The organism is Ramlibacter sp., assembly GCF_035627355.1.
Classification (GTDB): domain Bacteria; phylum Pseudomonadota; class Gammaproteobacteria; order Burkholderiales; family Burkholderiaceae_C; genus Ramlibacter.
Genome location: NZ_DASPLW010000062.1, coordinates 35,740 through 46,607, shown reverse-complemented (window position 1 = coordinate 46,607; position 10,868 = coordinate 35,740). Strand labels below are relative to the sequence as shown.

Genomic DNA, 10,868 nt, shown 5'->3' with positions numbered 1-10,868 from the left:
GCAGTCCACCAGCGTCGGCCAGATCAACGTGTCCATGGGGCAGCTGAGCCAGATCACCCAGCAGAACGCCTCGGCCGCCGAGGAGCTGGCCGCCACCTCCGAGGAAATGAGCAGCCAGGCCCAGGCCCTGCAGCAGCTCATCGGATTCTTCCGGGTCGAGGAACGCAGCGCGGCAGCCGTCGACGCTGGTGCGGCGCCTGCGGCACCGGCAGGGGGCTGGCCGGGACAGCTGGCCGGCGCCCGGTGAGCCCACCCCCTCCGCCACCGCCATTCGTCGCCCAGGCGCTCGGCGACCAGGAGTTCCGCGCCTTCAGCGCCTGGATCTACCGCGAGTCCGGCATCCACCTGGGCGAGCAGAAGAAGGCGCTGGTGGCGGGGCGGCTCGCGTCGCGGCTGCGGCACCACGGGCTGCAGCGCTTCGGCGACTACTACGAGCTGCTGCACAGCCCGCTCCATGCCCCGGAGCGGCAGATCGCGGTGGACCTGCTGACCACCAACGAGACCTACTTCTTCCGCGAGCCGCGCCACTTCGATTTCCTGCGCGACCAGATCGTGCCGGCCCATGCGGGCGGCAAGCCGCTGCGCGTGTGGAGCGCGGCCTGCTCCAGCGGGGAAGAGCCCTACAGCATCGCGCTGGTCCTGCGCAGCACGCTGGGCGACGGCCCCTGGGACATCCTCGCCTCCGACCTCAGCTCGCGGGTGCTGGAGCGCGCCCGGACCGCGCGCTATGCGATGGCGCGTGCCAGCCACATCCCGCCGGCGCTGCTGCACGCGCATTGCCTGAAGGGCACCGGGCGGCACGAAGGCGTGTTCGCGATCGCGCCGGAGGTCGCCGCGCGCGTGCGCTTCATGCAGGTCAACCTCAATGCGCCGCTGCCGCAACTGGGCGAGTTCGAGCTGGTCTTCCTGCGCAACGTGATGATCTATTTCGACGCGCCCACCAAGCAGGCCGTGCTGGACCGGGTGCTGGCCTGCCTGCGTCCGGGCGGCCACCTGCTGATCGGCCATTCGGAGAGCCTGGCCGGCCTGCGCACCGGGCTCAAGGCGGTCGCCCCCGCCACCTACCTCAAGCCCTGAGCCCATGGCCAACCCGCCCGCGCCGCCGGACGTCCTGGAGATCTTCCTGCAGCCGGGCGAGCTCTGGTTCGGCGACGAGAAGACGCGCATCCGCACGGTGCTGGGGTCCTGCGTCGCCATCGTGCTGTGGCATCCGCAGCGGCGCATCGGCGGCATGTGCCACTTCATGCTGCCGGAGCGTCCGCGCCCGCGCACGGCCGGCCAACCGCTGGACGGGCGCTACGGCGACGAAGCGATGGAACTGCTGCTGCGCGAGATCCGCCGCGCCGGCACCGTGCCGGCGGACTACCAGGCCAAGCTGTTCGGCGGTGGCTGCATGTTCTCCGGGGAAGGCGCTCGCGGCGGTCCCGACATCTCCCGGCGCAACATGGCGGCCGGGCGCGCCCTGCTGGAGCGCGAGGGCTTGCGGCTGCTCACGCACGACCTGGGCGGGCAGGGACACCGCAACGTGATCTTCGACGTGTGGAGCGGCGACGTGTGGTTGCGGCGTCCGCCGCCGTCGCCGGGCGCCGCGCTGGAGGGCAATGCATGACCCCGATCCGGGTGCTGGTCGTCGACGACTCGGCCGTGGTGCGGCAGGCGCTGACGGAGATCCTGTCGCAGGACCCGCGGCTGCGGGTGATCGCGGCGGTCGCCGACCCGCTGTTTGCCCTGCAGCGGATGCGCAGCCAGTGGCCCGACGTGATCGTGCTGGACATCGAGATGCCGCGCATGGATGGCCTGACCTTCCTGCGGCAGGTGATGGCGCAGCGGCCGACGCCGGTGGTGGTCTGCTCGAGCCTGACCGGCCACGGCGCGGCCATGACGGTGGCGGCGCTGGCAGCCGGTGCGGTCGCGGTCGTGGCCAAGCCGAAGGCCGGCGTGCGCGCCCACCTGCACGCCTCGGCGGGCGAGCTGGTGCAGGCGGTGCGGTCGGCGGCGCTGGCCAACGTGCGCCGGCTGCCCGCGGCGGGCGAGCCAGTGGCGCTGGAGCCGGCCGGCACAGCGAGCCTTCCCGTGGCCGACCGGGAAGCCGCGAGCCATGTGATCGCCCTCGGGGCCTCGACCGGTGGCACGCAGGCGCTGGAGTCCGTACTGAAGGCACTGCCGGACGGGATCCCGGGGATGGTGGTGGTGCAGCACATGCCGGAGGCCTTCACGGCGCCATTCGCGCAGCGGCTGGACGGCCTGTGCCGGCTGGACGTCCGGGAGGCACGCGACGGCGACGCAGTGCTGCCGGGCCGGGTGCTGATCGCGCCCGGCGGACGCCACATGAGCCTGCGGCGCGGCGGAACCGGCTATTTCGTCGAGGTGCGCTGCGGACCGGCGGTGCACCACCACTGTCCTTCGGTCGACGTGCTGTTCCGCTCGGTGGCGGGTGCCGCCGGTGCACGCGCGCTGGGCATCATCATGACCGGCATGGGCGCCGACGGCGCCCTCGGCCTGCGCGACATGCAGCGGGCCGGGGCCTTGACGCTGGCGCAGGACGAGGCCAGCAGCGTGGTGTTCGGGATGAACCGGGAAGCGATCCGCGCCGGCGGGGTCGACCGGGTGGTGCCGCTGGGCGCGCTGGCCGGGGAGATCGTGCGCTACGCCGGCAGGATGCCGTCGGATTCGAGATAGCCGCCGAGGACCGGTTGCTGGGCGCGGCTGGCGTTGAGCAGGGCCACGACCCGGCTGCGGATCACTTCACAGAGGCGGCGCTCGAAGCGGATGATGACCCCTTCGCGCTCCAGCGTCCCCAGCGCCCGCGCGATGGTCTCGCGCGTGGTGCCCAGAAGCGCCGCTAGCGCCGAATGGGTGGGCAGCTCCACCACCGTGCTGCGCTGCGCCTGCGAGAGCAGCAGCACGGCATAGGCGAGCTGGTTGGTGATGCCCTGCACGCGCATGCACTCCGACCAGGCGGCGATGGAGCCGCAGCCGCGCACCATGCTGGCGGCGATCTGCTCGGCCAGCAGGGCGCTTTCCTTGGCGCGGGCCCTCAGTGCCACCACCGGGATGACGCAGGCGCGGCCTGCCGAGGCGGCGATGCCGGTGACCTGGTTGGGCTGGCCGAAGAAGCTGAACATCCCGAACGACGCGCCCCGACCCGCGATGCCGATCGGCCGCGCCGCCCCGTCCAGGCCGCAGCGGTAGCCGAACACGCTGCCCACCTTGATCACCTTCACCTCGTCCGATTGCTGCCCCTCCTCGAGCAGCACGTCGCCCTTGCGGAACCGGATCTCGCGGATGGCGGGTTGCAGCGAGCGCAGCATCTCCGGGCTCTGGTTGGCGAGGATGCAGGCGGGCCGCGTCACGCATTGTTCGCAGCCGCCGGGGCCGCGCAGAGTGCAAGCGGGCCCCGGGGCACGGGGGACGGAATCAAGGTCCAGCATGGGAGAGTGGAGTCACCGGGGATCGGGTCGGGGGAGCAGCCCGGGCATCCGGCGGTTCGGCCGGGCGCTGGCCGGCCGCACGTAACAGGATGTTTGCTGCATGTCGCGATTGTGCGGCGCAACAGTGACCTCCGACGCGGTCCGTTGCTGGATGTGATGCATCCGACATTCCGCCGCAGGTTCCGGCAACACCGGCCGGAAAAAACAACGCCCACGGCAAGCGTGGGCGTCGGGGTGGCGGAGGGTACGGTCAGCTGGCGGCCGGCTCGCTGCCCTCGGCGGCGGGTTCGGGCCGGTCGACCAGTTCGACCAGCGCCATCGGCGCGTTGTCGCCGACGCGGAACCCCATCTTCAGGATGCGGGTGTAGCCGCCCGGGCGCGACTGGTAGCGCGGGCCCAGTTCGCCGAACAGCTTGGCGACGCTGTCGCGGTCGCGCAGGCGGTCGAAGGCCAGGCGCTTGTTGGCGACCGAGTCCTGCTTGCCCAGGGTGATCATGGGCTCGACGACGCGGCGCAGTTCCTTCGCCTTGGGCAGCGTGGTCTTGATCACCTCGTGCTCGATCAGGGAGTTCATCATGTTGCGCAGCATCGCGAGGCGGTGCTCGCTGGTGCGATTGAGTTTGCGAAGGCCGTGGCCGTGGCGCATGGTGATTTCCTTTCCTTATCAATGATCCCAGCCGTATCAGGTACTGGGATGTTCACCTTCCGAAGGACAAGGCCGCGCAGCAGCCTTGGTTCCTGTTTGCGGAGCGTTACCGCTTGTCCAGGCCGGCGGGCGGCCAGGATTCGAGCTTCATGCCGAGCGTGAGCCCGCGCGAAGCCAGCACTTCCTTGATCTCGTTGAGCGACTTGCGACCCAGGTTGGGGGTCTTGAGCAGCTCGTTCTCGGTCCGCTGGATCAGGTCGCCGATGTAGTAGATGTTCTCGGCCTTCAGGCAGTTGGCCGAGCGCACGGTGAGTTCCAGCTCGTCGACCGGACGCAGCAGGATCGGGTCGAACTGCTGGCTGCTGCGCTGCACCGGCTGGTCGAAGGCGGCCAATTCGCTGCCTTCCAGCTGGGCGAACACGGCGAGCTGCTCGACCAGGATCTTGGCCGAGGCGCGCACGGCGTCTTCGGCCGTGATGGCGCCGTTGGTCTCGATCTCGACGACCAGCTTGTCCAGGTCGGTGCGCTGCTCGACGCGGGCGCTCTCGACCGTGTAGCTGACGCGCTTGACCGGCGAGAAGGAGGCGTCCAGCACGATGCGGCCGATCGACTTGGTCGGCTCGTCGGCGTAGCGGCGCATGGTGCCCGGCACGTAGCCGCGGCCCTTCTCGACCTTGATCTGCATGTCGATCTTGCCGCCCTGCGACAGGTGCGCGATCACGTGCTCGGGATTGATGATCTCGACGTCGTGCGGGGTCTGGATGTCGGCCGCGGTGACGACGCCTTCGCCGTCCTTGCGCAGCGACAGGGTGACCTCGTCGCGGTTGTGCAGCTTGAAGACCACGCCCTTGAGGTTCAGCAGGATGCTGACCACGTCCTCCTGGACGCCGTCGATCGACGAGTACTCGTGAAGCACACCGGCGATGGTGACTTCGGTTGCCGCATACCCGACCATCGAGGAGAGCAGCACGCGGCGCAGGGCGTTGCCCAGCGTGTGGCCATAGCCGCGCTCGAACGGCTCCAGCGTCACCTTGGCACGGTTGGTGCCAAGCTGTTCCACATTGATGGCTTTGGGTTTCAGCAGATTGGTTTGCATGCAGGACTTCCTCTCAATACCCCCGGCTCGTTACACCGGTAAGGCTGGCGAAGTGCCCGGCGGGGATGCCTCCCCGGCGGGAACGGAAACTGCGGAGATGGGCTGCACGGCAGCAGCCCGGTGGTCGGGTCCGCGAAGCAGCCCCGTCTTCCCCTTGCTTATCTCGAATACAGCTCAACGATCAGCGACTCGTTGATGTCGGCGCCGAATTCGTCGCGGTCGGGCACCTTCTTGAACGTGCCTTCGGCCTTGTCGGCATTCACTTCCACCCAGGCGGGGATGCCCACCTGCTGGGCCAGCTGCAGGGCCTCGACAACGCGGTTCTGCTTCTTGGACTTCTCGCGCACGGCGATCACGTCGCCGGTCTTGACCATGTAGGACGGGATGTTCACCGGCTGGCCGTTGACCGTGATCGCCTTGTGGCTGACCAGCTGGCGCGCCTCGGCGCGGGTCGAGCCGAAGCCCATGCGGTAGACCACGTTGTCCAGGCGCGATTCCAGCAGGAACAGCAGGTTGGCGCCGGAGTTGCCCTTGCGGCGCGAGGCTTCCTCGAAGTAGCGGCGGAACTGCTTCTCGAGCACGCCGTACATGCGCTTGACCTTCTGCTTCTCGCGCAGCTGCAGGCCGAAGTCGCTGGTGCGCTGGCCCGAGGTGCGGCCGTGCTGGCCGGGCTTGGAGTCGAACTTGGCCTTGTCGCTGATCGAGCGGCGGGCGCTCTTGAGGAACAGGTCGGTGCCTTCGCGGCGGGAGAGTTTGGCCTTGGGGCCGAGATAACGTGCCACTTTTCTCTTTCCTTCAAATGTCTGCCGCGGCCACTTGCCGCGGGAGCCTGCGATGCGAGCACCGCAGGCAGTGGGCTTCGAACAAGGACCGGAAGGTCACGGCGGGCCGAGGCGCACCGCGTTCCCAGTCGGTTAGATCCGGCGGCGCTTCTGCGGGCGGCAGCCGTTGTGCGGCACCGGCGTCACGTCGGAGATGGAGGTGATGCGGATGCCCAGCGCGCCCAGCGCGCGCACGGACGATTCGCGGCCCGGGCCGGGGCCCTTGATCTCGACGTCCAGGTTCTTGATGCCCTGCTCGATCGCGGCACGGCCGGCCACCTCGGAGGCGACCTGGGCGGCGAACGGCGTGGACTTGCGCGAACCCTTGAAACCCTGGCCGCCGGAGGAGGCCCAGGAGAGCGCGTTGCCCTGGCGGTCGGTGATCGTGATGATCGTGTTGTTGAAGGACGCGTGCACGTGCGCGATGCCGTCGGACACGTTCTTGCGGACCTTCTTGCGCACGCGCTGCGCTGCGTTGCTGGCGGGAGCCTTTGCCATGTCTTAACTCTCTTCCTATATGTGAGGGGCCCGGGCAACGCGCTACGCGCTCCTGGTTCCGACCCCTGGCACTTATTTCTTCAGGGCCTGGGCGGCCTTGCGCGGGCCCTTGCGGGTGCGGGCGTTGGTGCGGGTGCGCTGGCCGCGCAGCGGCAGGCCGCGGCGGTGGCGGAAGCCCCGGTAGCAGCCGATGTCCATCAGGCGCTTGATGTTCATCGTGGTCTCGCGGCGCAGGTCGCCCTCGATCGTGAACTGGCCGATGGCTTCGCGGACCTTCTCGAGTTCGGCGTCGGACAGGTCCTTGACCTTCTTCGAGTAGGCGATGCCGCAGGCCTCGCAGATCAGGCGGGCGCGGGTGCGGCCGATGCCGTAGATCGCGGTCAGCCCGATTTCGGCGTGCTGGTGCGGCGGGATGTTGATGCCGGCGATACGTGCCATTTCTCTCTACCTTCCGGAATGCCTGTTGCTCAGCCCTGGCGCTGCTTGTGCCGCGGGTCGGTGCAGATCACGCGCACCACGCCCTTGCGGCGGATGATCTTGCAGTTGCGGCAGATCTTCTTGATGGAAGCCGAAACTCTCATTCTTTCTCTCCTAAATCCTCTAATCGGAGGCGCCAGGGCAAATTGCTTCGCAATCCTGGTCTGGCACCTTCCTGCTCGGAGGTGCCCGAGCAATCGCGCTTCGCGCTCTTGGTCCGGCACCTGGTACTTACTTAGCCCTGAACACTATCCTTGCCCGCGACAAGTCGTAGGGCGTCAATTCAACGGTGACCCTGTCACCTGGCAGGATGCGGATGTAGTGCATGCGCATCTTTCCGGAGATGTGTCCGAGCACCATGTGCCCGTTTTCCAGCTTCACCCTGAAGGTGGCATTGGGGAGGTTTTCGACCACCTCCCCCTGCATCTGGATCACATCGTCCTTGGCCATCGCTCCTCTCAGCCGCCAAGCGAAGTCTTGAAGTTGGCTTTCTTCAGCAGCGACTCGTATTGCTGGCTCATCAGGTAGTTCTGCACCTGGGCCATGAAGTCCATGGTGACCACCACGATGATCAGCAGCGAGGTGCCGCCGAAATAGAACGGCACGTTGTACTTCAGGATCAGGAACTCCGGCAGCAGGCAGACGATGGTGATGTACACCGCGCCGGCCAGCGTCAGCCGCAGCAGGATCTTGTCGATGTAGCGGGCCGTCTGGTCGCCCGGCCGGATGCCGGGGACGAAGGCGCCGCTCTTCTTCAGGTTGTCGGCGGTTTCGCGGCTGTTGAACACCAGCGCCGTGTAGAAGAAGCAGAAGAACACGATCGCGCCGGCATACAGCATCACGTAGATCGGCTGGCCCGGCGACAGCGTCGCGGCGATGTCCTTCAGCCAGCGCATGGAGTCGCCGGCGGAGAACCAGCCCACCACGGTGGCCGGTAGCAGGATGATCGACGAGGCGAAGATCGGCGGGATCACGCCCGACATGTTCAGCTTCAACGGCAGGTGCGACGACTGCCCGCCGTAGACCTTGTTGCCCACCTGACGGCGTGCGTAGTTCACCAGGATCTTGCGCTGCCCGCGCTCGATGAACACCACGATGTAGGTGACCACCACCACGAGGGCGACGATGAGGATCGCGACCAGGATGCTCATGGCGCCGGTGCGCACCAGCTCCAGCAGGCCACCGATGGCACTGGGCAGGCCGGCCGCGATGCTGGCGAAGATCAGGATCGAGATGCCGTTGCCCAGCCCTCGCTCGGTGATCTGCTCGCCCAGCCACATCAGGAACATCGAGCCCGCCGTCAGGCTGACCACCGCCGTCATTCGGAAGCCGAAGCCCGGATCGATCACCAGGCCGGGCGACTGCTCCAGCGCCACGGCGATGCCCAGCGACTGGAACAGGCACAGGCCGAGCGTGCCGTAGCGCGTGTACTGCGTGATCTTGCGGCGGCCCGCCTCGCCTTCCTTCTTCAGCTGCTCGAACTGCGGCATCACGTAGGTGAGCAGCTGCATGATGATCGAGGCCGAGATGTACGGCATGATGCCGAGCGCGAACACCGTGAACCGGGACAGCGCGCCGCCCGAGAACATGTTGAACAGGCTCAGGATGCCGCCCTGCTGGCCCTTGAACAGGGCCTGGAGCTGGCCGGGGTCGATCCCGGGCACCGGGATGTAGGACCCGACGCGGTAGACCACCAGCGCGAGCAGCAGGAAGACCAGCCGGCGACGCAGGTCGCCGAACTTGCCGGTCTTCGCCAGTTGGGCTGCGTTAGTGGCCACGCACTGCTTCCTTCAGCGTCATTCAGCCGTGGCCACGCTGCCGCCGGCCGCCTCGATGGCAGCCTTGGCACCCGCGGTGGCGGCGACGCCGGTCAGCTTGACCGCGCGCTTGATCTCGCCGGACTTGATGACCTTGACGTTGCGGATCAGCTCGCCGACCAGGCCGGCCTGCTTGAGGGCCAGCAGGTCCACCTCGGCCGCACCGAGGCGCTCGAGCGCCGCCAGCGACACCTCGGCGTTGAACTTGCGCGTCTGCGACTTGAAGCCGCGCTTGGGCAGGCGGCGCTGCAGCGGCATCTGGCCGCCTTCGAAGCCGACCTTGTGGTAGCCGCCGGCGCGGGACTTCTGGCCCTTGTGGCCGCGGCCCGCGGTCTTGCCCAGGCCGGAGCCGATGCCACGGCCGACGCGGCGGCGCGGCTTGCGCGCGCCGGGGGCCGACTTGAGCGTATTCAGTTCCATCTCAAACAACCTTCACCAGGTAGGCGATCTTGTTGATCATGCCGCGCACGGCGGGCGTGTCCTGCAGCTCGGAAACGGAGTTCAGCTTGCGCAGGCCCAGCCCGCGCACGGTGGCGCGGTGCGATGCCTTGGTGCCGATGGGGCTGCGCACCAGCTGCACCTTGACCGTGTTCTGTTGGGTAGCCATCTCGTGTACCTCGCTCAGGCGGCGAACAGGTCCTCGACCGACTTGCCGCGCTTGGCCGCCACCTCGGAGGGGGTGGTGGAGTTCTTCAGCGCGTCGAGCGTGGCACGGACCATGTTGTAGGGGTTGGTCGAGCCGTGGCTCTTGGCCACGATGTCGGTGATGCCCATGACCTCGAACACCGCGCGCATCGGGCCGCCGGCGATGATGCCGGTGCCCTTGGGGGCCGGCGCCATGATCACGTGGGCGGCGCCATGGTGGCCGACCACGTTGTGGTGCAGCGTGCCGCTCTTGAGCGACACCTTGGTCATGTTGCGGCGGGCTTCTTCCATCGCCTTCTGCACGGCAGCGGGCACTTCCTTGGACTTGCCCTTGCCCATGCCGACGCGGCCGTCGCCGTCGCCCACCACGGTCAGCGCGGCGAAGCCGAGGATCCGGCCGCCCTTCACAACCTTGGTGACGCGGTTGACCGCGATCATCTTCTCGCGCAGGCCGTCTTCCGGACCGTCGCCTTGCGTCTTCGCTTGAATTCTTGCCATGTCTCTGATCCGTGTGCGTTAGAACTGCAGGCCTGCTTCGCGCGCAGCGTCGGCCAGCGCCTTGACGCGGCCGTGGTAGGCGAAGCCCGCGCGGTCGAACGCCACCTGTTCCACCCCGGCAGCCTTGGCCCGCTCGGCGATTAGCTTGCCGACACGTGCGGCCGCGGCGGCGTTCCCACCCTTGCCGGCACCGCCGAGTTCCTTGCGCAGGTCGGCCTGGGCCGTCGATGCGGAGGCCAGCACCTTGCTGCCGTCGCCGGAGATGACGCTGGCGTAGATGTGCAGGTTCGTGCGGTTCACCGTCAGCCGCGCAACGCCCTGGGTGGCGATGCGGATGCGGGTCTGGCGGGCCCGGCGAAGACGCTGTTCTTTCTTGGTCAACATCGTCCGCTCCTTACTTCTTCTTGGTTTCCTTGATCACGACCTTCTCGTCCGCATAGCGGATGCCCTTGCCCTTGTAGGGCTCGGGCGGACGGATGGCACGGATCTCGGCGGCCACCTGGCCGACGCGCTGGCGGTCGGCACCCTTGACCACGATCTCGGTCGGGCCGGGCGTGGCCACGGTGATGCCCGCGGGCATGTCCTTGTTGACCGGGTGGGAGAAACCCACCGCCAGGTTCAGGCGCGAGCCCTGGGCCGTGGCCTTGAAGCCCACGCCGACCAGGTTCAGCTTCTTCTCGAAGCCCTTGCTTACGCCCACCACCATGTTGTTGACCAGCTGGCGCATGGTGCCGCTCATGGCGTTGGCCTCGCGCGTCTCGTCGGCCGGGACGAAGGTCAGCTTGCCGCCTTCGTTGTTCACCTTGACCAGCGAATTGACGGTGAGCGACAGCTGGCCGCCCGCGCCCTTGACGCTGATCTGGTCTTCCTTGATCTGCACGTCCACGCCTTGCGGGACGGCGACCGGCATCTTGGCTACTCGGGACATCTCTCGTTCCT

17 protein-coding genes and 1 pseudogene are annotated in these 10,868 nt (G+C 68.0%); 4 read left to right on the top strand and 14 right to left on the bottom strand.

Annotated features, from left to right (window positions below):
* The 4 genes and pseudogenes from VEC03_RS15270 to VEC03_RS15255 all read left to right on the top strand — a co-directional run.
* A pseudogene (locus VEC03_RS15270) lies at positions 1-247 on the top strand (methyl-accepting chemotaxis protein); the annotation flags it as partial.
* Entirely contained in the window at positions 244-1,077 is an 834-nt protein-coding gene (locus tag VEC03_RS15265; RefSeq protein ID WP_324916842.1) for a CheR family methyltransferase, read from the top strand. The pseudogene VEC03_RS15270 and the gene VEC03_RS15265, both read left to right, overlap by 4 nt.
* A gap of 4 nt (positions 1,078-1,081) precedes the next feature.
* Positions 1,082-1,609: a chemotaxis protein CheD gene (locus VEC03_RS15260; RefSeq protein ID WP_324916839.1), complete on the top strand. Its 528-nt coding sequence runs from the start codon at positions 1,082-1,084 to the stop codon at positions 1,607-1,609.
* Positions 1,606-2,679 (top strand): chemotaxis response regulator protein-glutamate methylesterase, encoded by a 1,074-nt coding sequence (locus tag VEC03_RS15255; protein ID WP_324916836.1) that lies wholly within the window; start codon positions 1,606-1,608, stop codon positions 2,677-2,679. The genes VEC03_RS15260 and VEC03_RS15255 overlap by 4 nt, the downstream gene beginning before the upstream one ends.
* Here the strand turns inward: VEC03_RS15255 and VEC03_RS15250 are convergent.
* The 14 genes from VEC03_RS15250 to rplF all read right to left on the bottom strand — a co-directional run bounded on the left by VEC03_RS15250 (position 2,646) and on the right by rplF (position 10,857).
* A complete protein-coding gene (locus VEC03_RS15250; RefSeq protein ID WP_324916833.1) occupies positions 2,646-3,353 on the bottom strand; it encodes a Crp/Fnr family transcriptional regulator in 708 nt (235 codons plus the stop codon). The genes VEC03_RS15255 and VEC03_RS15250 overlap by 34 nt on opposite strands.
* A gap of 328 nt (positions 3,354-3,681) precedes the next feature.
* Positions 3,682-4,077: a 50S ribosomal protein L17 gene (gene rplQ / locus VEC03_RS15245; RefSeq protein WP_324916830.1), complete on the bottom strand. Its 396-nt coding sequence runs from the start codon at positions 4,075-4,077 to the stop codon at positions 3,682-3,684.
* Between the two features lie 106 nt (positions 4,078-4,183).
* Positions 4,184-5,173 (bottom strand): DNA-directed RNA polymerase subunit alpha, encoded by a 990-nt coding sequence (locus VEC03_RS15240; protein ID WP_271232786.1) that lies wholly within the window; start codon positions 5,171-5,173, stop codon positions 4,184-4,186.
* Between the two features lie 158 nt (positions 5,174-5,331).
* Positions 5,332-5,955: a 30S ribosomal protein S4 gene (gene rpsD / locus VEC03_RS15235; protein WP_324916825.1), complete on the bottom strand. Its 624-nt coding sequence runs from the start codon at positions 5,953-5,955 to the stop codon at positions 5,332-5,334.
* A 132-nt stretch (positions 5,956-6,087) separates the two neighbouring features.
* Positions 6,088-6,492, bottom strand: coding sequence for a 30S ribosomal protein S11 (gene rpsK / locus VEC03_RS15230; RefSeq protein ID WP_324916822.1), 405 nt, complete (start codon positions 6,490-6,492; stop codon positions 6,088-6,090).
* Between the two features lie 72 nt (positions 6,493-6,564).
* Positions 6,565-6,930 (bottom strand): 30S ribosomal protein S13, encoded by a 366-nt coding sequence (gene rpsM, locus VEC03_RS15225; RefSeq protein WP_324916819.1) that lies wholly within the window; start codon positions 6,928-6,930, stop codon positions 6,565-6,567.
* Between the two features lie 29 nt (positions 6,931-6,959).
* Entirely contained in the window at positions 6,960-7,073 is a 114-nt protein-coding gene (rpmJ, locus tag VEC03_RS15220; protein ID WP_271232782.1) for a 50S ribosomal protein L36, read from the bottom strand.
* A gap of 127 nt (positions 7,074-7,200) precedes the next feature.
* Positions 7,201-7,419, bottom strand: coding sequence for a translation initiation factor IF-1 (gene infA, locus VEC03_RS15215; RefSeq protein WP_324916812.1), 219 nt, complete (start codon positions 7,417-7,419; stop codon positions 7,201-7,203).
* Positions 7,420-7,427: 8 nt separating this feature from the next.
* On the bottom strand, positions 7,428-8,747 hold the full coding sequence (gene secY / locus VEC03_RS15210; protein WP_324916809.1) for a preprotein translocase subunit SecY: 1,320 nt from the start codon (positions 8,745-8,747) through the stop codon (positions 7,428-7,430).
* Between the two features lie 18 nt (positions 8,748-8,765).
* A complete protein-coding gene (rplO, locus tag VEC03_RS15205; protein WP_324916806.1) occupies positions 8,766-9,206 on the bottom strand; it encodes a 50S ribosomal protein L15 in 441 nt (146 codons plus the stop codon).
* 1 nt (position 9,207) lies between these two features.
* A complete protein-coding gene (gene rpmD / locus VEC03_RS15200; protein ID WP_324916803.1) occupies positions 9,208-9,393 on the bottom strand; it encodes a 50S ribosomal protein L30 in 186 nt (61 codons plus the stop codon).
* Between the two features lie 14 nt (positions 9,394-9,407).
* Positions 9,408-9,929 carry a 30S ribosomal protein S5 gene (gene rpsE, locus VEC03_RS15195; protein WP_324916800.1) on the bottom strand — a complete coding sequence of 174 codons (522 nt, stop codon included), beginning with the start codon at positions 9,927-9,929 and terminating at the stop codon, positions 9,408-9,410.
* Positions 9,930-9,947: 18 nt separating this feature from the next.
* Positions 9,948-10,313 (bottom strand): 50S ribosomal protein L18, encoded by a 366-nt coding sequence (gene rplR, locus VEC03_RS15190; RefSeq protein WP_324916797.1) that lies wholly within the window; start codon positions 10,311-10,313, stop codon positions 9,948-9,950.
* Positions 10,314-10,323: 10 nt separating this feature from the next.
* A complete protein-coding gene (rplF, locus tag VEC03_RS15185) occupies positions 10,324-10,857 on the bottom strand; it encodes a 50S ribosomal protein L6 (protein ID WP_324916794.1) in 534 nt (177 codons plus the stop codon).
* Between the last annotated feature and the right edge of the window lie 11 nt (positions 10,858-10,868).